At 64.4% G+C, this 26,069-nt stretch carries 18 protein-coding genes and 1 pseudogene; 9 read left to right on the top strand and 10 right to left on the bottom strand.

The window, feature by feature from the left end; all coding sequences use genetic code 11:
* The 3 genes from ACTJLC_RS22840 to ACTJLC_RS22850 all read right to left on the bottom strand — a co-directional run.
* Positions 1–882, bottom strand: an 882-nt coding sequence (locus ACTJLC_RS22840; RefSeq protein ID WP_440845193.1) for a glycosyltransferase family 2 protein, incomplete at its 3' end; no start/stop codon positions are given.
* Positions 883–885: 3 nt separating this feature from the next.
* Entirely contained in the window at positions 886–3,096 is a 2,211-nt protein-coding gene (locus tag ACTJLC_RS22845) for a glycosyltransferase (RefSeq protein ID WP_073429826.1), read from the bottom strand.
* A gap of 8 nt (positions 3,097–3,104) precedes the next feature.
* Positions 3,105–4,088, bottom strand: coding sequence for an NAD-dependent epimerase/dehydratase family protein (locus ACTJLC_RS22850; protein ID WP_084561424.1), 984 nt, complete (start codon positions 4,086–4,088; stop codon positions 3,105–3,107).
* 388 nt (positions 4,089–4,476) lie between these two features.
* Between ACTJLC_RS22850 and ACTJLC_RS22855 the strand changes: the two genes are divergently transcribed.
* Entirely contained in the window at positions 4,477–4,686 is a 210-nt protein-coding gene (locus tag ACTJLC_RS22855) for a hypothetical protein (protein WP_073429828.1), read from the top strand.
* A 160-nt stretch (positions 4,687–4,846) separates the two neighbouring features.
* On the opposite strand, the gene ACTJLC_RS22860 is transcribed toward ACTJLC_RS22855, so the two are convergent.
* Positions 4,847–7,363, bottom strand: a complete 2,517-nt coding sequence (locus ACTJLC_RS22860) for an FUSC family protein (protein ID WP_073429830.1) — start codon at positions 7,361–7,363, stop codon at positions 4,847–4,849.
* A gap of 201 nt (positions 7,364–7,564) precedes the next feature.
* Here ACTJLC_RS22860 and recC point away from each other — a divergent pair, with 201 nt between their 5' ends.
* From recC to arfB, 4 genes are all read left to right on the top strand, one after another.
* Positions 7,565–10,939, top strand: a complete 3,375-nt coding sequence (gene recC / locus ACTJLC_RS22865; protein ID WP_073429832.1) for an exodeoxyribonuclease V subunit gamma — start codon at positions 7,565–7,567, stop codon at positions 10,937–10,939.
* The gene (gene recB / locus ACTJLC_RS22870; RefSeq protein WP_073429833.1) at positions 10,936–14,640 is read left to right on the top strand and encodes an exodeoxyribonuclease V subunit beta; all 3,705 of its coding nucleotides are present in this window, start codon (positions 10,936–10,938) and stop codon (positions 14,638–14,640) included. The genes recC and recB overlap by 4 nt, the downstream gene beginning before the upstream one ends.
* Positions 14,637–16,826 carry an AAA family ATPase gene (locus tag ACTJLC_RS22875; protein WP_073429835.1) on the top strand — a complete coding sequence of 730 codons (2,190 nt, stop codon included), beginning with the start codon at positions 14,637–14,639 and terminating at the stop codon, positions 16,824–16,826. The genes recB and ACTJLC_RS22875 overlap by 4 nt, the downstream gene beginning before the upstream one ends.
* 112 nt (positions 16,827–16,938) lie before the next feature.
* Positions 16,939–17,343 carry an alternative ribosome rescue aminoacyl-tRNA hydrolase ArfB gene (gene arfB / locus ACTJLC_RS22880; protein WP_073429837.1) on the top strand — a complete coding sequence of 135 codons (405 nt, stop codon included), beginning with the start codon at positions 16,939–16,941 and terminating at the stop codon, positions 17,341–17,343.
* Here the strand turns inward: arfB and ACTJLC_RS22885 are convergent.
* Positions 17,340–18,635 (bottom strand): EAL domain-containing protein, encoded by a 1,296-nt coding sequence (locus ACTJLC_RS22885; protein WP_073429839.1) that lies wholly within the window; start codon positions 18,633–18,635, stop codon positions 17,340–17,342. The two genes, arfB and ACTJLC_RS22885, sit on opposite strands and share 4 nt — an antisense overlap.
* A 572-nt stretch (positions 18,636–19,207) precedes the next feature.
* On the opposite strand from ACTJLC_RS22885, the gene ACTJLC_RS22890 reads away from it, so the two are divergent.
* The gene (locus ACTJLC_RS22890; RefSeq protein ID WP_073429915.1) at positions 19,208–19,498 is read left to right on the top strand and encodes a putative quinol monooxygenase; all 291 of its coding nucleotides are present in this window, start codon (positions 19,208–19,210) and stop codon (positions 19,496–19,498) included.
* A 64-nt stretch (positions 19,499–19,562) separates the two neighbouring features.
* On the opposite strand, the gene ACTJLC_RS22895 is transcribed toward ACTJLC_RS22890, so the two are convergent.
* From ACTJLC_RS22895 to ACTJLC_RS22905, 3 genes are all read right to left on the bottom strand, one after another.
* Positions 19,563–19,820, bottom strand: a complete 258-nt coding sequence (locus ACTJLC_RS22895) for a hypothetical protein (protein WP_007182306.1) — start codon at positions 19,818–19,820, stop codon at positions 19,563–19,565.
* A gap of 336 nt (positions 19,821–20,156) precedes the next feature.
* Positions 20,157–20,402, bottom strand: a complete 246-nt coding sequence (locus ACTJLC_RS22900) for a hypothetical protein (protein ID WP_073429841.1) — start codon at positions 20,400–20,402, stop codon at positions 20,157–20,159.
* 250 nt (positions 20,403–20,652) lie between these two features.
* Positions 20,653–21,372 carry a YdcF family protein gene (locus ACTJLC_RS22905; RefSeq protein WP_235004889.1) on the bottom strand — a complete coding sequence of 240 codons (720 nt, stop codon included), beginning with the start codon at positions 21,370–21,372 and terminating at the stop codon, positions 20,653–20,655.
* Positions 21,373–21,638: 266 nt separating this feature from the next.
* Between ACTJLC_RS22905 and ACTJLC_RS22910 the strand changes: the two genes are divergently transcribed.
* Positions 21,639–21,962 carry a hypothetical protein gene (locus ACTJLC_RS22910; protein WP_073429845.1) on the top strand — a complete coding sequence of 108 codons (324 nt, stop codon included), beginning with the start codon at positions 21,639–21,641 and terminating at the stop codon, positions 21,960–21,962.
* A 375-nt stretch (positions 21,963–22,337) separates the two neighbouring features.
* Here ACTJLC_RS22910 and ACTJLC_RS22915 read toward each other — a convergent pair whose 3' ends face one another.
* Positions 22,338–22,592 (bottom strand): hypothetical protein, encoded by a 255-nt coding sequence (locus ACTJLC_RS22915; protein ID WP_073429847.1) that lies wholly within the window; start codon positions 22,590–22,592, stop codon positions 22,338–22,340.
* A 290-nt stretch (positions 22,593–22,882) separates the two neighbouring features.
* Positions 22,883–23,278 (bottom strand): annotated as a pseudogene (locus ACTJLC_RS22920) (transposase); the annotation flags it as partial.
* A gap of 407 nt (positions 23,279–23,685) precedes the next feature.
* On the opposite strand from ACTJLC_RS22920, the gene ACTJLC_RS22925 reads away from it, so the two are divergent.
* Together ACTJLC_RS22925 and ACTJLC_RS22930 are read left to right on the top strand one after the other, a co-directional pair.
* Positions 23,686–24,588, top strand: a complete 903-nt coding sequence (locus ACTJLC_RS22925) for a LysR family transcriptional regulator (RefSeq protein ID WP_073429849.1) — start codon at positions 23,686–23,688, stop codon at positions 24,586–24,588.
* 125 nt (positions 24,589–24,713) lie between these two features.
* Positions 24,714–25,937, top strand: coding sequence for a pyridoxal phosphate-dependent aminotransferase (locus ACTJLC_RS22930; protein ID WP_440845200.1), 1,224 nt, complete (start codon positions 24,714–24,716; stop codon positions 25,935–25,937).
* The last annotated feature ends 132 nt before the right edge of the window (positions 25,938–26,069 follow it).

A 26,069-nucleotide genomic window follows, 5' to 3' on the forward strand; every position in this document is an offset into this window, starting at 1 on the left:
ACTGTCCAGCTTCGCGTGAAATCGCTGTCCAGCTTGCCGTGAAATCCGTGCCCACCTTCGCGTGAAATGCCTGTCCAGCTTGGCGCGAAATCGCTGTCCAGCTTGGTGTGAAATACGCACAAATGCCCGACTGATCTCATCAGTCCGCCGGGCGCGACTCCTGATCTCGTTGCGAAACAGATCGGACGGTCTTGGAATGCAAACCGCTGCAGAGGTTTGCTTGACCAGAGAGGTATGTCGTGTCCGAATCGCGTGCGAGGTATTGGGAACAATTTTGTGGATTCCGCCGTTGTTCACAACGTCGATATTCCATCTCCAGTCTTCATAGCCGATGTTGTTCTTGAGGTCGGTTCCGGTGTTGGGAACAGCCCTCAAAAACTGCCTGGACGTGAAGACCAACGAAGTCCATGCGTTCGTGTATGCGAGATGAGCCAGATGGAAACTGGGGTCCTCCATATCCACGTGCAAGAAAATATGGGGCGTTACGCCAAAGTAGACATTGACCTCCGGGTGCCACGCGACGTTTCGCGGGTCGGCTTCGGCTGCTTTATAGGCCTCAAGTAGCCAGTTGGCCCCCCAAATGTCGTCCGCGTCGAGGAACCCGATCCATTTGCCTCTGGCTTCGTTTGCAGCGGTGTTGCGGGCATAGCCGGTATCGCCGTGCTGCACTGTCACTACTCTCAGGTCGGCGCGTTTGGCGGCGAACGATTCGAATACGTGCAGTGTCACCTCGGTCGGCCTATCGAGCACCGCGAGCATCTCTACTCGCAATCCCGATGCAGCGGCAATGTCAGCGCACCTGCTTAGACTGTTGAGCGAAGCGTTTGCCAAAAGGCCTTCAGAATGGCCGTTTATGACGGCTGTGATATCAAAATTGGTCATGACTTAATCGAGAAACGATGGAGACACAGACAAGGTCTTGCAAAAGTGGTCCCACGAGTGCTCTTGCCTGACCCAAGCCATCATTCGCCTGGCGCGCTGGCGGGCCTCATCGGGGGAACGGCGAATTTCGCGAAGCGCGTCCACGTAGGGAGCCGCGTCTTTATAGTCCTGGATCAACCAGCCGGTTTGCTCAGTGACAAGGTCGGGAATTCCGCCGACAGCGGACGCGACGACCGGTATGCCCATGCAAGCTACGTCAGCCAAGGTGAGCGGCAGGCCATCCCAGAGCGATGTGTACAGAAAGGCGTTGTACTCATCGACGGGTAATTCCGATGTAGCGGAAAACGGACCCTTGATGGTCAGGTTGGGCAGTACGTTTGCAAAGGTTCTGAGCTTCTTCAGATAGGCGTCGTCGCCGTAGCCATAGATGTCGAAATGAAAGTCTGTTGCCAGTTGGGCGATCTCTATCAGCAGATCCACGTTTTTCTGCATGCAAAAACGGCCGGCCCAGATAACCCGGTTGCCCCGTGGCGAACCGGTTTTGAATTTCCCGATAGACGCGTTGCCAATAGGTTGATGAAGCGTGATCATCCTGGCGCGCAGGCTCTCCGGTACGCCATAGTCGTCCGCGAGTTCATGCATGAAGCCGGCGTTGTCAAAATAGACTTTCGTGAGAAATGGCAAGCTGTCTCGGAAGTGTGTGTCCGCATACCCTGCCGCTCGGCCGTCGGCGGTGTAGTCCCGGCAAAACAGGCAGGCGTAGAGATTCGTCACTTTGCCAAGAGCGGCACCCTTCTGGACAATGCTGTCCCAGCACGCGCCGCTGTTGACGTTCAATACTGACTTCGGACGCAAAGCCAGGATTAACGACTCCACCATCTGAATCCTGTCTGACCGCGTTAGCGACGATCCAAATTCCGATAGGACACGAACATGTGCTCCGACCGGCAGCCAGTCGATCGACTCACTCCGGTCGTGATCTGTAAGCACGACGAGCGTCGAATCATTGCCATGTTGCTGAATGGCGGCCCGCACCGCGTTCGCCGCGGCCAGATCGGCGCCGCCGCGCACGAGCCACGGCACAAAGACGATGTGATCGAACGCGTGAGGCAGCGAATCGAAAAGCTTTTGCCATGCAACGATTCCCGGCCAGGACTGGCCGCCGTAATTGAAACCCAGCAGCGCGGGCTCGACCAAGGTAGCGTCAAGCAAGATCGTGCTCTCGAGTTCCCCGGCTTCCGCCACCATCTTTTCGATTTTGTCTAATATGCGCGGCTGCAGTCCGCATCGGCGACCCTCGGCCTTGCCGATCGTGATGTAGTGGACGAGCGGTTGCAAACCGCTCTGAGCCACGTCCCGGTAGGCCGATGCGTACCAATGGCCATCGAAGAGCCGGTGTGCGCGCCGGCCTTCGAAGCTTCCATGCCGGACGTAGTGATCAAGGGGATCAGGCAGGATCGCCAGATCGGGGTAGAGCTGAAGATACAGGTCACGGTCAAACAGCCCTGACTGAGCGATAATTTCCCTCGCCTTCTCGACGGATAAGACAGCCGCCGATCGCATGTGCGCCGAGTCCTTACTCATCGAACGGGCATGGAGCCGATAGTAGGCAAGTTCACGCGAATGAAACCTTGCGTTGAACCCGGCGGCAGCAATGCGGAGCCACATATCCCAATCACAGCATCCGCCCAATGATTGATCGAAGCCCCCGACCATGTTTAGTGCCGATGCTCGGACCATCACGCAGACCGGCGGGAAATATCCGCCCAATAGAAGCGACGGCAAAATATTCCCGCTTAACTGATCTCTCGCATGCTCGATCTTATGAGCGTCTGCGATTTCTCCTTCCTCGCCAACGCGAACGATGTCGCTATAAGCCATGCCTGCATCTGGCGTCGCGGCGAGAATATGCTTCAGATCCTCAAGCATCGTTGGCGCCAGCCAATCGTCGGCATCGAGAAACACGAAATACTCGCCGTTACTGACTGCGATTCCAGTATTGCGCGCCGTAGCCACACCGGCGTTGGTTTGCCGGATGAGCCTGATACGTGGGTCGTTCAGCGAGCGCATGAGGTCCGACGGATCTTCGTCGGAGCCATCGTCGACGACGACTACTTCGAATTCAGTGTGGGTTTGCCTGAGAACGCTTTCCACACTTTGACGAAGAAACCTTAATTGATTAAAAAAAGGTATTACCACCGAAATTAAAGGCATCGACGTTATCAAGTGAGTTGGACCTGTGAAACCAGTTGTTTCGAAAAGTGATCGAGCATTTTGCTCATGCCATCTCGCAAACCGGTAGTCGCGGTCCAGCCAAGCAACTGTTCAGCGCGCGATACTTCGAGGACGTTGACCGGAACATCGAAATATCTCGACGATTCATATTCAACACGGATCGGTCGCCCCAGAATGTCGCTGATCGTTTCGACGATTTGCTTCAGGGACGTTCCATGCCCCGATCCGATATTCAAAATGGGCTCGCTCGAGCCGAACGCGTCGGGATCGACTTTTATCGCCGCGGAAAATGCGCTCACCACATCGTCGATATAAAGATAATCGCGGACGATTGAACCGTCGCCCCAGATCCGGATTTCGTGTCCGGTCAACGCGCGCCAGGCGAAGATCGACGCCGCCCCAAGTTGTCCCTCGACATTTTGGCCGGGTCCATAAGGGTTGCTGATACGCAGGATGCGAGCATCGACACCGAATTGGCGGCGGTAAAGCATCGCGTAAACCTCCGCTGACACTTTCGAAGCGCCGTAGAGCCCCAGCGGCCTCAAGGGATGCGCTTCCGAAACCGGCGTTGTTTCTGGGGCGCCATAGACGGTGCCGCCCGACGAAACGAAAACCATTGGGAGGCCGGGGCGTCGCCGAAGTGCCTCCAGCAAACCCACCGTGCCCACGACGTTGGTTGTGACGTCGTCCAATGGCAGCCTGTCCGCTGTCTTGGGAACCGTTGACCAGGCGAGATGAAAGACGCCATCGACACCTTCCAGTGCGTCATGCCAAGCGTCGACTGACGCGCCAAGAGGGCATTGGACGTTGAACGCTCCCGGCACCATGCGCCTTACCGCACGACGAACGTCGTGCCCCTCCAGCCGAAGGCGGTCGACGAGCGCCCGACCAATGAAGCCGGAGGCGCCGGTCACCAGATAGGTTTTCTTTTTCAATTCGATGAGGATTGCCGAGTGCGAGCCGGATGACAAATCAAATAAAACTCGTCAGGGCGTGCACTCTAGCATGGGCATTTTCTGTGTTTTTTCGCAAAAGCCGGCTGAGGCTGATATTAAATGCCGGTTTATTACTGCGCGCGCAATAAATCGGGTTATGCTTACAAAGCACCAGAGTCTCTAGCGTGCAATTGAGGAATATTCTCAATGTATGAGGCGCAAATTCTCGGTCTGCGAGAACGAACTGCGAGCCGCTTCGGCTAGTAAGACAGGTGATTCACGCAAACTACGAGTTGCGGATGGGCGCCGCCTCGGTCGCAGCATGCGCTTGTCCGCCGGCTGCAAGCCGAGTGCAAGCTCGGTGGGCGTAGAATGCCGCCTTTCCCGACCTATCCGCGACAGCCTCGCGAACCGAGCCCGCCTCATGAACAAGCCACCGCGCAAGAAGAATCCGACCTTCGGCATTGCCGTTTTCATCGTGGTCGCGGTATTGCTCGTGATCGCCACGCTTTTCTATAACGCCATCACGGAAAAGCGCGATTTCGACAATCAGAATGCGACGGCGCCGTCGATTTCCTCCACGGCAGCCGCTGCGGCTACCGTCGCCAGGCCCGCGAGCGGGCAGGCGCAATAGGGCGGCACGGTTCATCGGTTCGACAACCACGCCCGAATCACCGGCGACCTGCCGCGCACGCTAAAAACCACGACGCCCTAACGCATTGGCGCGCGTGCGCGACCCGACCTCTCCCGAGGCTTGGCAGGTGCGCGACGTTCCTCCCCCGCGCGTCGCCGTGTCAGCCTTCCGGCAGGCGAATCACGCTCGCGTCCTTGCGAATCTGCGCCGACGCGCTCAGCATCTGTTTGCACTGGTGGGCGAGCAGTTTCATGTCATTTACGGCGTCCGCCGGATAGTCCGGGGACTTTTCGGTTTCGACCACCATCGCATCGAGCTCACGGTTCAACAGTTTGATCTGTTCGCCCTGGTCGGCGGGCAGCGCCGTGCCGGCCTCGGCTTCGGTCAGATTGTCGCGAACCACGCTCAGCGCGCGTTGCAGCGGCTGTAGCGAAACACCGTCGTTCTGCTGCGCCGAGGTGCGCAGCAAAGGCGCGACCACGGTGATCTGCGAGGCGAGCACGTGGCTACGCACCAGCAGGTCGTTCAATTCAGGGACGAACTTTTGCGCGGACTTCGGTTCGAGCATCATGCGCTGAAACGCCTGGCCCAGATTGGCGAAGGCCACATGCACGTTCTTGCGCGCGAGCCGGTAGCGATAGTCGCGATCGAGCGCCGTGGCAGCGGCTGCTGCGGCAGGGGAGGCGCCGGTCGCCGCCGGTTTGGCGGGCGCGCTGGCGACGGCGGCCGCACCGGCATGCGCAATCGCGTTGGCGTTCGTTTTCGCACCTGGTCCGCTGTTTGTTCCGCTGCCGGTACCGCTACTCACACCACCACTCGCTCCACGACTTGTTCCAACATCGACCCCGCCGTTGGCGGCGGCCAGCGCCGGTCTGGGGATGTCGATCGCCGGATCGGCCATTGCCGCGGCCGGCGCGCGCGCACCCGCCTCGGTCACGGTGGCGACCACGGCGGCGGCCGGCTTGCCGCTCCACCACCAGCTCGCTTCCAGATACTGCCGCGTGGCGCCGATCATGTTGTTGACGAGCTTGCCCATCAGCCGGTATTCCCAGTACGGGAACAGATGGCTCGCCGCGATGGCGATCGCGCATCCCACCACCGTATCGATCGCGCGTTCGCCGATGATGCGCATGCTGCCCGGCGCGAGCAGATGGAACATCAAGAGCACGTAGGAAGAGGTGAACACCACGCTAGCCGCATAGTTGAACAGCAGCAGGCTGTAGCTCATCACCATCGACGCGAACATCACCACCAGCAGGATGTGCGGTTCCTTGACGAAGATGATCAACGCAATGCTCGCCGTGCAGCCGATCAACGTACCGACGATCCGCTGCCCATTGCGCTGCTTGGTGAGCGAATAGCCCGGCTTCAGAATGATGACGGTGGTCATCACGATCCAGTACGCGTTGGTGAGCGGCAGCAGGCGGCCGAGCCAGAAGCCGACGGCGACCGCGATCGTCACCCGCAGCGCATGGCGGAAGCTCGGCGAGGCCATCGTCAGGTTCGAGAAGATCTGGCCGAACGGCACGCGGCGGCTCGAGACGAAGCGGCTGAGCGCCTGGTCGAGGCGCAATTCGGTTTCGGTCGCGCTCGGATCGCCCGACAGGCTCTTGCGCATCTTGTCGATCAGCCGCGTGGCGCTCCAGATGCGCCGGAACGTGGACGACACCGCCGAATACGCCTCGGGATTCTTCGCCGGCAGGTCCTGCTTGCGCATCAGTTCGATCTCGAACTCGATGGCGCGCAATTCCGCCTTCACGTTGACGCGCATGCGCGGCGCCTGATTTTGCAGCACCGCGAGCCCGATTTCCTCAAGATCCGCGGCCGCCTTGCGAATCAGGTCGCGGTAGAACACCAGCAGATCCGAGCCGCCGAACGTATTGCGCACCAATGGGTAATCCGTATGCGTGCCGACGAACAGTTCGTGAAGATCGACCGTATTGATGAACAGATTGAACAGCATGGCGCGGCGCGGCTCGAGCTTGCCGCTCTTGAGCCTGGGCAGGTTGCGCAGCACCATGTCGCGCGCGGCGTCCTGACGCTCCACCGCCGCGATCTGCTTGTCGACCAGATTCCGATAGCACTCGTCCAGATCGTTGTCCAGGTCGTAGAACGCGGCCCGCGCGAGCAGATAGTCGGCGCACGCGAACACGCTTTCGGCGAGCGCCTGCTGCTCGATGCGATGCATCATCCAGCGGCTCACGAAGGTCGACCAATACGTGTACCAGAGACCGCCCACCAGGATCCATGACGCGTTGACGAGCGCCTGGATCGGCGTGAAGCGCTCCTCCAGCGTCAGGATCATCATGAAGAGCGTGGCGAAGCTGATCTGCGGCCAGCGGTTGCCGTACACGACGATCAGCGAGAGCACGAAGGTGAGCGGCACCACCGTGCACCACAGCGCCACCGAATTGACCGTGGCGAGGCCCGTGGCGAGCGCGGCCAGGAAGCCGATCACCGAGCACGCCAGCATCTCGTTGTGTTTGTACTTGAGCGGGCCCGGCATATCGACCACGCAGGCACCGAGCGCGCCGGTCGCGATCGTGAAGCCGAGTTCGCGATTGTTGAACACGACGAGGCACAGTACCGCGGGTAAAGAGACGCCGACCGCGATGCGCAGACCGCCGTAAAAGTACTGGCTGTAAAGGAATTTTTTTATTTCAACCGAATAGCGCATCGACTGCCTGGATTCCATTCGCAGAGAAAACGGCGTTGCAGGGACAGACCCAAACCGCCGTCGAGTCTAACTGATTTTGCGCCCGATCTGACCTCGTCCATTCGGCCGGGTTCTGCGTTGGGAGCGCCTTTGTTATGCTGTCGCTTCACTTTCTGTCGCGGCCTGGGCGTTTCGCTCGCGCCGCACGCCGGCCTCCCATCCATGCTCCAGCTCTTCTACTCGAATCGCTACGAAACGCTTGTCGGCGCGCTGCTCGACGACCTCGCGCAAGCGCCGTCCGATCCGTGGACCGCGCAGCCCGTGATCGTGCCGAGCGCGGCGGTGCGGCGGCGGCTCGAACTGGACATCGCCATGCGCCAGGGCATCTGCGCGAATGTCGAGTTCGGCTATCTCGCCCAATGGCTGTGGGCGCGGATCGGCGGGGTGATCGAGGTGCCCAGGCATTCGCCGTTCGCGCCGGACCGGCTCGTGTGGCGCTGCTACCGGCTGCTGGGCGAGGCGGATGAAGCCTTGCCCTGGAACGCGTCGCCGCGTCTGCGTACCTATCTGGATGCAGCGGACGCGTCCATGCGCTATGAACTGGCGCGGCGTGTGGCCACCGTGCTCGACCACTATCTGACCTATCGCCCGGAATGGTTGCTGCAATGGCAAAAGGGCGGTTCGATCTTTGCGAGCGGCGCGGCGGACGACAACGGCCCGCGTCTCGTCGGTGCGAGCGAGGCGGCGCGTGAGGACGAGCGCTGGCAGGCGGCATTGTGGCGCGCGGTGCTTGCGGAGGTGGCGGGCGACGCGCAAACGCCGGCTGCCGCATTGCCGCCCGCCTATCGCTTCCTCGAGGAAATCGGCACGCTCGATCTCGATGCGATCGCCAGGGCGGACTGGCCCGAAGCGGTGAGCGTGTTCGCGCTGCCGACCATGCCGCCGTTGCACGTCGCATTGTTGCGCGCGCTGTCGCGCTGGGTCGACGTGCGTCTGTACGTGATGAACCCGTGCCGCGAGTTCTGGTTCGACGTGGTCAGTGAAGGGCGCATCGAAGCGCTCGACGCCGCCGGGCAGCGTGACTATCAGGAAGTCGGGCATCCGTTGCTGGCCGAATGGGGCCGTCAAACCCAGGCGCAGTTGCATATGCTGCATGAGCTGACCGAGAGCGCGGCATCCGGCGAGACCGGCGACTTCACCGAGAATCCGCAGCCGAGCTGGCTTGCCGCCGTGCAGAACGGCATCCTCGATTTGCGCGTCGAAATCGATCCCGACGCGTTGCCGACCGAGCGCGGCATCGAAGTCCACGTGTGCCACAGCCTGTCGCGGCAGCTCGAAGTGCTGCATGATCGCCTGCTCGGCTGGTTCGACGAGTTCGACGATTTGCAGCCGTCCGACGTGCTGGTCGCCGTGTCCGATCTCGCGACGGCCGGCCCGTTGATCGATGCGGTGTTCGGCACGGCGCCGCCCGGCGATACGCGCCGCATTCCGTATCGGATCACCGGCTTGCCGCCGTCGCAGGCCAACCCGGTCGCGCGCTTGCTGCTCGATTGGCTGGCGCTGCCCGAGCGCAGTGTGAGTGCGCCGGACCTGATCGAATGGCTGCGCGTGGATGCGATCGCCGCGCGCTACGGCATCGACGCAAGCGCGCTCGAAGCCGCGCAGGAGTGGCTGGCCGCGGCCGGCGCGCGGCGCGGGCTCGCGCCGGTGGAGCCGACCGGCGAACACGTGCCGGTCGCCCGTCATACGTTCGCCGATGCGCTCACGCGTCTTTACCTGGGTTACGCGATGCCGGACGGCGGCGAACCGGTCGACGCCTGGTTGCCGGTCGAAGGCGCCGACGGCTCGGACGCCGAATTGCTCGGCCGGCTGTCGCGCTTCGTCGACGACATCGACAGCTTCGCCGCGCGTTGCGCGGACGAACGAACGCCGGCCCAATGGACGCAACTGCTGCTCGAAACGCTCGCGCAGTGTTTCGACGGCGGCGTGGCATTCGCCGATTCGCTGGCGGCCGTGCGCGACGCGATCGACAAGATGGGCGAAGCCATGCAAGCCGGCGCGCACGAGGTCGCGTTGCCGGCCGCGGTGGTGCGCGGCGCGCTCACGGAAGCGCTCGACGACCCGGCGCGCGGCGGCGTGCCCTGGGGCAGCGTGACGTTTTCATCGCTGACGAGCTTGCGCGGTTTGCCGTACCGGATCGTCTGCCTGCTAGGCATGGACGACGGCGTGCTGCCGAGTCTCGCGCGCGCCGACGAGTTCGACCTGATGGCCGCGTTCGGCAAGGCCGGCGACCGGCAGCGCCGCGACGACGAGCGCAATCTGTTCCTCGATCTGCTGCTGGCCGCGCGCGATCGCCTGTTCATCGCGTATACGGGGCGCAGCATTCGCGACAATGCGCCGTTGCCGCCAGCCGCATTGGTCGACGAATTGCTCGACCATCTCGCGCAAGTGTCGGCGGGCGAGGGCGCGAGTCCCTCGCAAGTCGAAGCGGCGCGTCATGCGTTCATCGTCGACCATCCGCTACAGGCGTTCGCATCGGACTATTTTTCGCCGCGCGGCGAGCTGTTCACCTACGACGCCGATCGCGCGGAGCTGGCTACCTTGCTGGACGCGCCGCGGCATCCGGCCGCCGCGCCGTTCTTCGATCAGCCATTGCCGCCGGAAGACGAGGCGCCGGTTGCCTTCGACGAATTCGTGCGCTTCTGGCGGCACCCGGCGCGGGCGTTGTTGCGCGACCGCCTGGGCATCGTGCTGTCGGATGCGCAAGGCGAACTGCTCGACACCGAACCGTTCGAACTCGATTACGCCGGGCGCGACGCGTTGGCCGAGCGACTGTTGCCCGTACTGCTCGACAGCGATACCGAGGACGACGTGCTTGACGAACGCGTACGCCGCGTCGCCGCGGCCAGTCCCGAATTGCCGGGCGGCGCGACCGGCGCGGTATGGCGTGCGCGGGAGCTCGGCGCGCTGCGCCAGCTTGCCGACAGCGTGCGCCGCGAAGTGGCCGCGGGCGTCGAGCGCATGCCGTTCGTGCTCGACATCGCGCCGCGCTGGCCCGACAGCGGTGAGATGGCGGGTACGCTCTTCGGTCCACACGACCCGGCGCTGCGTGAAGCCGCCGAAGCGCCATTGCAATTGCACGGTACGTTGAATTTGCTGACGGAAACCGGACAAGTGATTTTCCGCTACGCCAAACCCACCGCGCGCGACTATCTGTCCGCGTGGCTCGCGCATCTGGTCTATTGCGCCGCGCAGCCGGATGGCCCGCGCCGTACTGTGTGGCACGGCAGCGGCGAGAGCTTCGAACTCGCGCCGGTCGCCGCGCCGCTCGATGAACTGGCGCCGCTTGCCGCCTTGTTCAGAGCAGGGCGCAGGTTGCCGCTGCGGTTTTTCCCGAAGAGCGCCTGGACCAAGGTGAGCGAAAGCGATTCGGCGGCTCTGGGTGTGTGGGTCAATGATCGCGTGCGCGGCGAATCCGACGATGCGGCGTTGCGCATCGCGCTACGCGGCACGCCGCTCACGCTCGACGAACCGTTCGGCAATCTCGCGTCGATCGTTTTCAGGCCGCTCGTGCAGCATCTGCGGAGCGCGTCATGAACCGCGCCCTTCAGCATCACGCGCTGGTCGCCGAGGAACTCGACGTATTCGCCTGTTCGCTCGACGGCGTCAACCAGATCGAGGCGTCGGCGGGAACCGGCAAGACCTGGAACATTTGCGCGTTGTACGTGCGCCTGCTGCTCGAAAAGAACCTGAACGCGGATCAGATTCTCGTCGTCACGTTCACGAAGGCGGCCACCGCTGAATTGCACGAGCGCATTCGCGGCCGTCTCGCGGAACTGCATCGGGCAATCGACCTGGACGACGACGGCGGCGATCCGTTCATCCAGCGTCTCTTTGAAACGACGCTCGCGCCCGAGGGGGGCATCGAGCGTGACGCCGCGTTGAAGGTAGTGCGCCGCGCATTGCGCACATTCGACCAGGCCGCGATTCACACGATCCACGCATTCTGTCAGCGCGCGTTGCAGGAGGCGCCGTTCGCCGCCGCCATGCCGTTCGCCTTCGAAATGGAAGCCGACGACGCGGCGTTGCGCTTCGAGATGGCGGCTGATTTCTGGCGCGAGCAGGTCGAGCCGGTGGCCCATGCGCATCCCGCGTTCGCCGCCTGGCTGGTGGCGAAACGCGCGGGCCCCGCTTCACTCGACGAGCAGCTTGCGCGTCGTCTGAAGAAGCCGTTGGCGCAGTTGCGCTGGGGCAAGGCCGATCCGGGCGCAAGCGGCGCCGATCCGCAAGCCGGTTTCGATGCGGCCTGCGAAGTCTGGTGTGCGGAGCGCGACGCGATCGTCAGTCTGCTCGCGCAGGCGCAAGAGCGTCTCAGCAAGACCACACACAAGCCGGATCACGTGAGCGCGGCGATCGCCGCGTGGACCGAGTACTTCGCGCAGGGCGATTGTCATGCGCCGCCGCCGCGGGCCGCGTTGAAGCTGACGGCGTCGGCATTGAAGAAGGCCACCAAGGTGAAGTTCGAACCGCCCGAGCACGCGTTCTTCGAACATGCCGAAGCATTGGCGGCCGCGGTGGTCGCGGCCGAAGCCGCGCAACGCGCGCGTTGGCTCTCGCTCGTTCAGGCCTGGCTCGATTACGCGCCGGCCGAACTGGCGGCGCGCAAGCGCACGCGCCGCGTGGTCTCGTTCGACGATCTGCTGTCGAACCTCTACCGCGCGCTTGCGGCGCACCCCTGGCTTGCCGATGCATTGCGCACGCGCTATCCGGCCGCGCTGATCGACGAGTTCCAGGACACCGATCCGTTGCAGTTCGCGATCTTCAGCCGCATCTTCGCGCCGGCCGGGCCGCTCTTTCTCGTCGGCGATCCGAAGCAGGCGATCTACAGTTTTCGCGCGGCGGATCTGCATACCTATCTGACGGCGCGCGCGGCGGCTTCGGCGTGCTACACGCTCGCGGTCAATCAGCGCTCCACCGCGCCGATCGTCGAGGCTTGCAACCGGCTCTTCGAAGCCAATCCGCAGGCGTTCGTGCTCGACGGTCTCGACTATCAGCCGGTGCGCGCGGGCGAGCGTCGCAGGCCGCCTTTCTCCGACCCCGACGCGAGCGCCGGCGACTTCCGCATCTGGAGCCTGCCGCAAGGCGACGTCGCATTGACCAAGCGCGAGGCTCAGCGCGAAGCGAGCGAAGCGTGCGCGGCCGAGATCGTGCGGCTATTGCGCGGCGCGCGTGAAGGCGCCGTGACGATCGGCGGCGCGCCGCTTGCACCCGGCAACATCGCGGTGCTGGTGCAAACGCATAAGCAGGGCAGTCTGATCAAACGCGTGCTGGCGGGGTGGGGCGTCGGCAGCGTGGAACTGGCGCAGGCCTCGGTGTTCGCGACGCTCGACGCGGAACAGATCGAACGCGTGCTGGCCGCGGTCGACACGCCCGGCGATCTGCGCCGCCTGCGCGCCGCGCTGGCGACCGACTGGCTCGGGCTCGACGCCGCCGCGTTGTGGCGTCTCGAACAGGCCGCCGACGCGCCCGCACCCGCCGACGACCCCGCGCATGCCGCGGACGCGATGGGCTGGGTCGAGCGTTTTTCACGCTACCGGATGCTGTGGCACGAGCGCGGCTTCGCGGTGATGTGGCGCACGCTGATGCGCGAACTGCGCGTCGCGCAACGGCTGGTCGCCGGAGCCGACGGCGAGCGTCGTCTGACGAACGTGAACCACCTGGCCGAACTCGTGCAGTCGCGCGCCGCCACGCAACCCGGCATCGCGCCGACCTTGCGCTGGCTCGCCGCGCAACGCACGCAAGGTGGCGGCGAAGACGCGCAGTTGCGGCTCGAGTCGGATCGCAACCTCGTGCAGATCGTTACCGTTCACAAATCGAAGGGGCTGGAATATGCGGTGGTGTTCTGTCCGTTCCTGAACGACGGCGCGCTGCGCGAGCCGCCGTCTTCAGGCTTGCCGGACGCGCGCGAGTATCACGACGAAACGGGCGACGCGGTGCTGCATTATGGTTGCGACGACGAGGAGGCCGAGCGCGCGGCGCGTCACGCGGTGCGCGAACAGGCGGCGGAGCGGGCGCGGCTCGTCTACGTGGCGTTGACGCGCGCTGTCTACCGTTGCTATCTGGTGGCGGGCACGTATCTGTCGTCGCGTTCCACCCGGGAGTCGCGCCGCAGCGTGTTGAACTGGCTGGTGGGCGGCAGCGGGCACGGCTTCGACGACTGGCTTACCGATCCGCCCGACGAAGCCGCTTTGTCGGCAAGCTGGCAGGCGCTGGCGGGCGGTCCGATCACGTTGCAGGCGTTGCCGAAAGTGGCGCGCCGCGTACCGTTGGAAAGCATCCAGGACAGCGGCGCGCGGATGCAGGCGCGCGCCAATCGCCGGCCCTTGCGCGATCAGTGGCGCATGGCGAGCTTCAGCGGTCTGATCGCCGCGGGAAGCAAGACCGAGGAGATGCACGCGCCGGTGGAAGAAGTGCGGCCCGATCACGACGAGATCGCCGATGCGCTCGTGTCCGCGCCGCTGCTCGTGCCGGTGCGCGCGCAGCAGGCGCCGTCTTACGCCGAGGACGACATTCTCGCGTTTCCGCGCGGCGCGGCGGCGGGCGACTGCCTGCATCGCATGTTCGAACTGGCGGATTTCACCAAACCGCAAACCTGGCCCGACGCGATTCGCGGCGCGTTGCGCGAGCGCCCGTCGCCGGCCGTGCCCGAACTCGCAACGCGTCTACCCGCGATGATGCACAAGCTGATCGCGGACGTCGTGACCACCGAACTCGTGCCCGGCATGGTGCTGTCCAAACTCGATCCGCGCCGCCGAATCAATGAACTGGAGTTTCTGTTCGCGGCGCCGTCGCTCGATTTCCCGGCATTGCGCGAGTTGCTGATCGAACACGGCTATCCCGACGTCGCGCTGGAACCCGGCGTGTTGCGCGGTTTCGTCAAGGGATTCATCGACATGATCGTCGAACACGACGGACGCTTCTGGATCGTCGACTGGAAATCGAACCATCTGGGCGACAGTGCCGCCGACTACGCCGACGCGCCGCTCCAGGCGGCCATGGCGAGCCATGCGTATCACCTGCAAGCGCTGCTTTATACGGTCGCGCTGCATCGTTACCTGAAAACGCGGCTGCGCGACTACTCGTATGACACGCACATTGGCGGCTATCTGTATCTGTTCGTGCGCGGCGTGCGTCCGCAGTGGCGCGATGCCGACGGCCCGGCGGGCGTGCATGGGCGCAGGCCCCCATTCGAACTGGTCGCGCTGCTCGACGCGGCGATGATCGGAGGTGCCGCATGAGCACGCTCGAACACACCAGTTCGACGCCGCCGGAACTCGATGACATCGACATCGGCGTGAATCTGCCTGCGCCGACCGATTTCAGCATCGCGCTCGCCGAGGGTTTCGCGCGCCGCATCGGCACGCTGGCGCGGCGCGGCGGCGCGTCGGCCGAGGCGGTGAAATGGGCGGCGCGGGGCGCGTTCGCCGCGAGCCGCGCGACGGCCGAGGGGCACGTATGCGTGCCCCTCGCGGTGCTGGCGCGACGCTTCGAGGCATCGGGCGCGGAGGTGCGCGCGGCGCTGTTCGCAAGCGGCATGGCGAGCGACGGTTCGCAGAGCGCCGCGGCGTTGCGTCCGTTGGTGGTCGATGGGCAAGGGCGGTTATATCTGGCGCGCTACTACGACTACGAGCGGCGGCTGGCGCGCTCGCTGGTGGGGCACGCGGATGCGGAGGCGCAGCGGGTGCGCGAGGACCAGGCCCGGAGTCGTGATCGTGTTGCGGGCGGTGGCGACGCCGCGACAGGCGCGGATGCGAGCGCCGACGCCAACGCCAAAACACTGCACGAGCGCCTGCTGCGTTACTTCGGTCCGCCGAAGGACGACGAACTCGACTGGCAGCGCGTCGCGGCCGTCATGGCGCTGTCAGGATGGCTCACCATCGTCAGCGGTGGGCCGGGCACGGGCAAGACCACGACCGTGGTGGGCGTGCTTGCCTGCTTGCTCGATGCGCGCGCCGATCTGCGAATCGCGCTCGCTGCGCCGACCGGCAAGGCGGCGCAGCGGATGCAGGAAGCCTTGCTCGCGCGCGCCGGCGAATTGCCGCCCGCGCTCGCCGCGCGCTTGCCGCAGACTTCGTACACGCTGCATCGTCTGCTTGGCTCGGGACCGGGGGGGCGTTTCCGGCATCATCGCGACAATCCGCTGCCGTATGACGTTGTGGTGATCGACGAGGCGTCGATGATCGACGTCGCGATGGCCGCGCATCTGCTCGATGCGATCGCCCCGCGCACGCGTCTCGTGATGCTCGGAGACAAGGATCAGTTGGCCGCCGTCGAGGCCGGCGCGGTATTCGCGGAACTCAGCGCGCGGCCGGACTTCACGTCAGCCGGGATGCAGCGGATCGCCGCCGCGTTGGGTATCGCGGAGGCGCGGCTCGCGCAAGCATTGCCGCGCGCATCGCGAAGCGTCCACGAGCAGCGAGGCGGCCGGTCCACTCGTGAAGAAGCGCCGGACGATTTTCATGCACCGTTCGACGATCTGTTCGCGCGTGCCGATGCGCCGGATGCTGTCGTTGAGGGCGCCGATGGCGATCTGTTCGAACACGCCGTGTCGTCTGCCTACGCGTCGGCGATGGGAGCGGCGGCATCACCGCTTCAAAGCCCGCTCGCCGACTGTGTCGTCTGGCTCGAGCGCAATTATCGCTTCGGCCTCGAATCGCCGATCGGCCGCTTGTCGCTCGCGATCCGCAACGGCTCGGCGAACGCGGCGCTCGACGTCTTGAGCCTCGATCCGCTCGAACCATGCGCCGCGGCGCTTCACGAAGATACCCACGCGACGCTTGCCGAGCGCACGGTCGCGCGGCTCGCCGCGGGCTTCGCGCCGTATGCGGACGCCCTCGCCGCGGCGCTCGCCGCCGAAACGCCGGACCCGTTGCCGCTTTTCGATGCGTTGAACCGCTTCCGCGTGTTGTGCGCGACGCGTTCGGGGCCGCGCGGCGTCGATCAGGTGAATGCGGTCATGGCGGCTCAAGTGAGACGCTCGGCCGGCGTGACGCTCGCCGTGGGCGCGCAATGGTTCGCGGGACGGCCGGTGATGGTCACGCGCAACGATTACGCGCTGGGCCTGTTCAACGGCGATATCGGCATCGCGCTGCCGGGCGCGGGCGGCGCGTTGCGGGTGTACTTTCGTACCGGTGACGGCGGTCTGCGCGCGGTCTCGCCGGCCGCGCTCCCGCCGCACGACACGGCGTTCGCGCTCACGGTCCACAAGTCGCAAGGCTCCGAGTTCGAGCACGCGGTGCTGATGCTGCCGTCGGCGTTCAGCCGGGTGTTGTCGCGCGAGCTCGTGTACACGGCGATCACCCGGGCGCGCGAGCGGGTGGAAGTGATTGGTTCGCGGGCCGTGCTGGCGCAGGCTATCGAGACGCCGACGCAGCGTGACTCGGGGCTGGCCGCAAGAATCGCGGAGGCGTCGGGTAACGCGTAGCGGTGCGGCATGGCGGCGGCGCTATCGATGAAGCGGCCATGCCGACGGCGCAAGCGGTTTTCGGCGCCGCGGCCGCTGTGTACACTTGCACCTCTTTACCCAATCCCCTGTCATGACATCCCGCTATCCGATCCCGCCGAACGAAATCGAATTGACCGCGGTGCGCGCGCAGGGAGCGGGCGGCCAAAACGTCAACAAGGTATCGAGCGCCATTCATCTGCGCTTCGACGTGCGCGCGTCGTCGTTGCCGGAAGTGCTGAAAATGCATCTGCTCGCGCTGTCCGATCACCGGCTTACGCGTGACGGCGTGGTCATCATCAAGGCGCAGGAGCATCGTACTCAGGAGATGAATCGCGCGGCGGCGCTCGCGCGGCTCGACGAACTGATCGAAAGCGTCAGCGTCACGCGCAAGCCGCGCTTCGCGACCCGGCCGACGCGCGCGTCGAATCTGCGGCGTCTCGACAGCAAGGCCAAGCGCAGCGAGATCAAATCCGGCCGCGGGCGAGTGGACGATTAACGCTTGCCGCTGCGTCCGCCGGCGCGCGCAATGGCGCTCGGGCTCGTCGGCACGAAGTCGACGCAAAGCACATGCATGCCGTCATGCTCGAACGCGATGGCCGCGGTGTAGCAGTCCTCGCCGTCGGCCAGCGAATAGTGCGGACCCATCATGGCGACGCGCCCCGGCGCCGCGAGCGCATGCTTGAAATAGGCGCGCCGCGACCAGTTGCTGCGCGTGTTCGTGTAAAGCGGCGCGAGCCGCAGCGGAGGCGGCGGCACGCTAACGGCGGTGATCGACGGCTGGGTCTGCTCGCCGCGACTATCGGTGATGAACACCCGGCGCGCTTCGCGCAGATGCGACACTTCTTGCGCCGCGTCGCGCAGATCGCCGCTGAGCTTGTAGGCGTCGGCCGCGGCCAGCACCGCCTCCGCAAAACCTTCAAAACCGATCCGCTGATGGCGCGCGTGCGCGCGTTCGTAGTCGGCGAATTTGCCCCACATCGACTCGAGCAACGCGGGCACCTTGGCGCACGCCGCCTGCACCGAACTCTGCGGCTGACCGAGCCAGAAACCCTGCACGAAATCCACGTCGGCCTGCATGAGGATCATCAGTTCCTCGTCGGTCTCGACGCCTTCGGCCAGCACCAGCGTGCCGGATTGGTGGAGCATTGCGATCAGGTGGCTGATCATCGAATCGTCGCCCTCGCGCTTGCCGGCGCGCGCGACCAGTGAACGGTCGAGTTTGACGATGTCGGGGCGAAAGCGCCACACGCGGTCGAAATTCGAAAAGCCGGTGCCGAAGTCGTCGATCGCGATCAGGAAGTCGCGCGGTTGCGAGGCGGCCAGCATGCTGGCGACCGCGGATTCATCGTCGGCGGGCTGTTCGAGCACCTCGATCACGATGCGCTCCTGCGGCAGGCCGAAGTGCGCGGACAGCTCATCGATGAAGGTGCGTTGCGGCCAGTCCGTCTCGAACACCTGCGGGCGCGTGTTCAGGAACAGCCAGCCGGTGCTGATGCCTTGCTCCATGAAATTCGCCACATGCAGGCAGCGCGCGATGCGGTCGAGCTCGCGCGCGTCGGCTGCGGAGCGCGTGCCGGAGAACAGCACTTCCGGCGAGACCGGCAAGCCCACCGGATCGAAGGCGCGCAGCAGCGCTTCGTAGCCGACCACGCACTGGTGTGTGACCGAGAGCACGGGCTGGAACGCGCTGTGCAGGGTCAGCGCGCGCCACGTCGCGGTCCAGCCGGACTCGTCCCGGACCAGATGCGGGAGCAGGCCGCTCAGGGTCAATTCGCTGACGGTTGGCATAAGGGCAGGCATGAGAGCGGGCATGGTGGCATCGCGGCAAGCGGATGACCGGGTGCGCAGACCGATTCGGCGCGCGTTTCAGCGCGCCACGAAAGCACAGCCCAGGCGTCGGCGGGGTGGGGCGCGAAGCGCGCGGGAACGCGGAGAACGATGCCAGCCATGCTGGACTCCGGCGGATTGGTCAAACCAGTCTAGCAGTTTGCGATTTGCATGAATGTGCGGGTTATCACAGACGCATAACGTCATTTGATCGCCCTGCGACCAGCTGCGGCGAGGCGCCCGGCATGACTTCGCGCGAGAGCATGGCGCGCGCTTGCCGTGCGCGACACATTCATCGCCGCCGTCGCGGCCCGTCGTGATCTGCCGTGTGCATGAGGCGAGCGTAGCAGGGTGGCGAGTGGCCGCCCGCCAAACTCCAGGCGAGACGGTACTCAGACGTTATGCGCTTTTCCACGCGCTTTTCGTCAGCCCATACGACGCGCGCGAATGGCGGCCGGCTGCATCCGCGAGCCAGCCTGCAGGTTTGAAAGACGGCAGGTATGCTGCTGGCTTTTCGTGAAAAGGGGGACGGTATGTCGGAAATCGCGGTGGTCGCAATCTCGGTGGCGAAGCCGGGCTACGAAGAGCAACTGCGCGAAGCGCTCGAAGGCATCGTCGGGCCGACGCGCAACGAGCAAGGCGCGCTGCAGTACGACCTGCACCGCGATGTGCAGGAGCCGCGCCGGTTCGTGTTCGTCGAGCGTTGGGAAAGCCAGGAGGCGCTGGCGGCGCATGCGAAATCCGCGCACATCGAGGCTTACGGGAAAGCCGTGGCGGATTGGGTGGAACACGCGGAAATCCGCGTGGTGTCGAAGATCGCCTGAGCGTTCGTGAGCGGTGGTGAGCGCCGCGCGACGGCGGGCGCCGGGCGGTGCGTGCCGTTTGTGCTCAGTGGGTCGCTTGCGGGACGTCGAGAATCAGGATGATGGTCCAGTCGGCATCGCCATCGTGGTGATACTGGCGTTCGGCGACGATGAACGGTTGCTGCTTGCCATCCGGGCCGAGAAACAGCACGTCGCCTTCCATCGGCAGGCATTCGACGGGCGGCAGCGCGAGGAACGCTTCCTGACCGCCGCGCGGCATCAATTTTTCGATCTTGCGGGATGCTGCTTCAGTCCATTCGATATCTAGCTGGATGTTGCTCATGCTGTCCTCCGCACCAGGGTGCGCACGGGTTAGGGGATGCCGGCTGGGCGCCGGTCGGTGCGCGACTTTAGCATACCGTCGGCCGGATGCAGCGGGCTTGGAGCGCTCGCACGGCGCCCTTGCGGCGCGGCGTTGGCTGTCTTCAGCGCCTCGGTGGTGAACGCCATGGCAGGCCGTCGATGCCTGCTTGTCGAAGGCCTGTGGGTACGTCGCAATGTCCCTTTGCAAGTCCGAAGGTCATTAGACAACAAAAAGCCGAAACCGGCGTGCCGGCTTCGGCTTTCAATCTTCACGGCGAGGCAGCGGCGATGCTGCCGATGATCTGGCTAGCCGCGCTTACGAACTGGCTGCATCGGCCTTGGCGGCCTTCTTCTTGTGATGCGGCGACATTTTGTGGTGTTGGGCGGGTGCTGCCGGCGCGCTGTCCATGGCTTGCTGCCGGTTTTGCAAATCTTGCGCGCGTTGTTCGACGTCGGCGGCCTTGGCCGGATCGGTGCTCATCGTGACGCCGCTGTCTTGCGCATAAGCTGCGCCCGTCACGGCACTGAGGGAAACCAGGATCGCCAGGGACACTTTCTTCATCGTTACCTCCGCAGAGTGGTTTATGGACCCGAACATTTGTCTACCCAAATGGAAAGACAGTGCATTCTAGCCAGCAATATCCGCTCCAGCAGACGCTTTGTAACGACGATGACAATTCGTTACATCCTGTTACTGCCGTCCAAGGACTGTTGTCAGGCTTACAGTTGATTTCTGCGCCCTCCAACACGGTGAGCTGTCGCGGCGAATATTCGCATCTCTAAATAACGCGGCTTTTGCGATGTTTCGCATTTCAGAACCATCCGATTGCGCGATAAATCTGAAACTGGGCGATTCCAATCAGCTCGTGCAACGCGATCTCGGCATTCACAAGATTTTCATACCGCGGGAGTACACCGACATGGGCGCGCCGCGCGCTCGAGATGACAGGTTGCGGTGAGAGACCGAACAACTGGAAGTTCATTAATGCGCGCGGCATGTGATACGCGGATGTGACGAGTATCAAGGAATCGTAATGTGATCGCTCGATAATGGTCGACACGTTGCGCGCGTTTTCGTAAGTCGTTCGGCTGCTGTTTTCCAGCACGATGTCCGCGCGGGGCACCTGCTTGTCCAGCAGATAGGGCAGATAGGTGTCGGCTTCGGTCGCGCGATGCCGCTGCGGGTTGCCACCGCTCACGATCACCTCGCAGGTGAGCGCCATGCGTTTGCAGTTCGCATAGTTGGCCGCGCTCACCGCGATGCGCGTGAGCACGTCGCGTGGCGGCACGAGCACATCGTGGGCGTCGTAAATCGTGCCGCCGCCGAGCAGGATGATCGCGGTGCGCGGCGCGAACGTGGCGGGCGCAGGGGATTGCCGGTGCGGTTGCGCCAGTTGCAGCAATGGCGCGGTGAGCCAGCCGGCCGAGAGCAGCCAGAACAGGGCGAGCAGACAAACGGCGAGCGGTCGGCGGGCGCTTTTCCATAGCACGATTGCTGCAAAAAAAAGCGCTAATAAAGTGAATAGAATCAATTTAGATGGGGTAACGTATGACTTTCGGGACAAATCCACGAACCTGCTATCGCGCCGCAGCGGTTGCATCGCCGGCCGTGGACAGAACGCTAACACGCTGTTCAGACGGGGGTTCCGAAAACGAGACCAGGCAGCACCTGGCGGAAATCCGGCTGCATGACTTGCAGCCCGCTTCCAGCCCAGGGCGGGTGCTACGCGCGTCACTGGTGGCGCGGTGACGTGTTGGGCATAAATGTGTCATGGCTGCACTTTAAGAAAGAAGTGAGATGACCACGTATTCCAACGAAGCGGTACTTGAAGCGCTGCGGCGGGCGCAATATCGCCAGGTCCCATGGGCCAGACGGCCGGGCGTTTTCCAATATCTTCGCGCGCTTGGCCTGATGGATACCGTTCGGCAGCGCACCGTCGCGCCGGCTCCGGGCTTTCACGCACCTGTCGACATCGCCGTGCTCACCGAGCGCGGCAAGGCTGAGTTTGCGCGGCTCGCACATGACGAGCGGTTGCTTAGCTGGACGGACCAGCGAATGAACGACTACGTCGTCGCCACCGCCGACTCGCGGCCCACCGCCGCGCTCGAAGTGCGGCCCTAGCTTCGGCGCACGGCTAACGCTGGTTTCCGGACCGTTGCACGAGGCTGGCGGTTATTTCGTTGTTCTGCAAACTGCGGCCATACTCCGGCGCTTTCCGCCGAAGTGGCTCGCGCGTCGGCTCGTGTCCGGTCATGAAAAAAAGCCCGTATCTTGAGGGATACGGGCTACCGGAATTACTACTGCCACGCTGTGCTAATGGCGTTGAATGAGACTGTTGGCGGGATCCAGTGGTTCCCCAATCGATCCGCTTCGCACTGCCGCAATGGGCTCACGGCTACGGCGAAGTCACAGCGAATCATTTGGTACTAGCAAACGGGGCGGATGACTCAGCAGGACGCTCGGGCTTCCATTCGAATTCTGATCGACGCTCCCTCCCTAACGCCGGCGCGCTGGATCCTCGCGGGGCGGTTCCGGCCGAGTGCGCACGTTGCTTGCGATGTCGCCACGCAAATCTCCGCGCGGCGCGGGTGGCGTGAAGTCACGACTGCGCGCGTCGCGCTGCTGCCAGGCTTGAAGGCTGGCGGTGCGGTCAGGCCGCCAGTTCCAGCCTTCCGGCCGTTGCTGTGCAAGCGCCGCTGCGGCCATCGATGAAACCACAATGCCGCACAGAAGCAGTGACATTGGTTTCATGCTGGAGCTCCCGTCAAGCCGATCGACTCAAGGCCTGTTTTCATACCCCTAAGGTAGGCCGACCGACGAAAGCACGCTGTAAGTAATAGTAAATGGATGTTTCACCCGCAACGCTCTCGCTGCATCGGACGTCTGACGCAGCGCGCAGGCAGGGTGGAAAGGGACGACTGCGTTGGGCGCGCCGGCGAGCGGTGCCCATGACGAGTCAGGCGGGCGTCGAGAGGCGACGCACGAAGGCCTGGACAGGTGCCGGGCGCCCATAAGGGGCCCGGGTGAAACGATTCGCGTCAGGCCATCTTGACCGGCGCGCGCCACGATTCCGGATTGGTCCAGAATGCGCCGCGCAGACGGTCGCGGCTCGGCGGTGCTGGCGGTTTCGCAGCGGTGGCGCCGATCCGCCCGCGCAGCGAAATTTCGCGGCCGCTCGTTCCGAGTCGCTTGACTATTTCGGCGAGCGTACCATCGGCCTGCCACTCGTCGAAGCGGCGGCGGCAAGTCGGCGGCGACGGATAGCGGCCGGGCAGCTTGGACCAGCCTTCGCCGGTCGACAGCACCCAAAGCACGGCGTTGACGACCGCGCGCGCTTCCACGCGTGGCCGACCGCGCCGTTCGCTCCGTGCAGGCTCCGCACAGAACAACGCCTCGACCAGCGCCCACTCGTTGTCTCTCAAATCGTCGAACAGCATCATGTTTCACCTCAGCGAAGCTAACTCCGGTGCGCTGCCCCGCGCCGCGCACTCTCCATGCACTCGATAGGCGAGTGCCAAGGGGGTCGGGCTTGCCACGGTCCTGTATGCAGTCAGAACTCATGGCGCCGATCCTGTGTGCATGTAAATGCAGGAACTGTGCCAACATAAGTCCAACAGCCTGAAGCCCTGTAGCGGCGGGCCAGCGCGGGCGCTAGCTAGGGGCGTATGAGAATCCAAAAAACCCATCACGCAAATCGGGACAATCACCAATCTTGTGCAATCAGGCCCGGCCAGCGTGCGTTTGCGCCTTCCCGCTGCATTGCAGCGAAAGCCGCTGCGCCCGCTGTGACGCGAAGTTTGCGAATACAATGCGCATCAAAATGCGTCATTGATGAGGTTGGTAAATGAATGTCACGCTGCGCCAGCTCAGGGTTTTCATTGAGGTCGCCCGCTTGCAGAGCTTCAGTCGGGCGGGCGATGAAATCGGCCTGACGCAATCGGCCGTTAGCCGCTGCGTGCGCGAACTGGAGGGGGAAATCGGCCTCAAGCTGATCGACCGCACGACGCGCGAAGTGCAGCTAACCGATGTCGGCGGCAATCTGGTTGCGAGCGTGTCGCGTCTATTGAACGACCTCGACGACGCGCTGCGCGAGATTCGTGAAATCGGCGAGCAGCGCCGTGGACGAGTCATGGTGGCTGCCAGTCCGACGGTCGCCTGCCGGTTGATGCCGGGCGTGGTGGCGTCGTGCGGACGGCAGTTTCCGTACATCACACTGGGTTTGCGCGACGACGTGCAAAGCGACGTGGTCCGCAAGGTCAAATCGGGCGAGGTCGATTTCGGCGTGATCATCGGCCCCTTTTCCGCCGACGATCTGCTCAGCGAATCGCTGATGACGGATTCGTTCTGCGTCGTTTTGCGCGGCGACCATCCGTTGGCGGCCCGCAAGCAGGTGGCGTGGACGGACCTCGAGGGCCAGCAGCTCGTCATGCTCGATTACGCGTCAGGCAGCCGGCCGATCATCGACGCCGTGATGCAGGAGCACGGTGTCAACGCGACGGTGGTGCAGGAACTGGGTCATTCCGCGACCGTCTTCGGGCTGATCGAGGCGGGCGTCGGCGTGAGCGTGCTCCCCTGGCTCGCGTTGCCGCTGCCGGCGGGCGCCACGCTGGTGGCGCGGCCGCTGGTGCCGCGTGCGCAACGCACGGTCGAACTGGTGCGGCGGCGCGACCGTTCGTTATCGCCGGCGGCCGAGGCGGTGTGGGAACTGATTCGTCAATTGCCGGCGCGGGCGGAGGAGCTGGGCTGATGCGGGTCGCGGTTCGGCTCGGCGCCTGATTGACCGCCGACTTCGCCGTCCTGACGACAGGCGCCACGCTACACTGTCGCCTCTGCGCAATCTCAACCCCTAGCCGACACCGTCTGGAAGCCTCGATGAGCGAATCGGATCTGCCTGTGCCATCCATCCCGAATGCGCGCGATGCCGTGCGCGCCCTGCGTCCTTCGCAGATCCGCGAAGTCGCGAACGCCGGATTCGGCGTCGACGACGTGCTGCCGTTCTGGTTCGGCGAGTCCGACCGCGTCACGCCGTCGTTCATCCGCGATGCGGCCAGCGCCGCGCTGGCCGCGGGCGCGACTTTCTACACGCACAACCTGGGCATCGCGCCGTTGCGCGCGGCGCTCGCCCGCTACGTCAGCGAATTGCATGGGCCGACGTCGCCGGACCACGTCGCGGTGACGAGCGCGGGTGTCAATGCGCTGATGCTGGCCGCGCAACTGGTGGTGGGCGCGGGCGACCGAGTCGTCGCGGTCACACCGCTGTGGCCGAATCTGGTCGAGATTCCCAAGATTCTCGGCGCGCATGTCGAGACCGTTGCGTTGGGCTACGGCGAGCGCGGCTGGCAACTCGACATCGAGCGGCTACTGGCTGCGCTGACGCCGGACACCCGAATGCTGCTCATCAACTCGCCGAACAATCCGACCGGCTGGGTGATGAGCCGCGACGAGCAGCGCACCGTGCTTGCGCATTGCCGGCGCCACGGCATCTGGCTCGTCGCCGACGAGGTTTACGAACGCCTTTACTACGCGGACGCCGATCCCGGCGCGAGCGGCCCGCACTCACGCACCGCGCCATCGTTTCTCGACCTCGCCGGTCGCGACGAACGCGTGATCTGCGTGAACTCGTTCTCGAAGGCGTGGCTGATGACCGGCTGGCGGCTCGGCTGGATCGTCGCGCCGGCTACGCTAATGGACGATCTGGGCAAGCTGGTCGAGTACAACACCTCGTGCGCGCCGGCGTTCGTTCAGCAGGCGGGCATCACGGCCGTCGAGCAGGGCGAGCGCTTCACGCAGGAACTCGTGCTCGACCTGAAGGCATCGCGCGACCATCTGGTGCGGGCGCTGTCCGCAGTGCCGGGTGTCGACGTGAAGGCGCCGCCGGGCGCCATGTATCTGTTCTTTTCGATGCCCGGCGCCTCGCGCAGTCTTGAGCTGTGCAAGGCGATGGTGCGCGAGGTCGGCCTGGGTGTGGCGCCTGGCAGCGCGTTCGGCCCGCAAGGCGAGGGTTTCGTGCGGTGGTGCTACGCCTGCGACACGGCGCGGCTGGATGCGGGTGTCGAACGGCTGAAGCAGTTCCTCGCGCAACGTGCCGCACCGTGATGAGCGAAGCCGAGCGGGCGGACCGGACGGAAGCTTAAAGCTCTTTTGCGCAAAGCGGCTTCCATCCGTTTGCACGCGTCGTTGCGCTGAAGTGCGCCGATCAAGGCGGGACCGGATATGCGCGGGGGATTT

This window comes from Paraburkholderia sp. 22099 (genome assembly GCF_052045835.1).
Taxonomy (GTDB): domain Bacteria; phylum Pseudomonadota; class Gammaproteobacteria; order Burkholderiales; family Burkholderiaceae; genus Paraburkholderia; species Paraburkholderia terricola.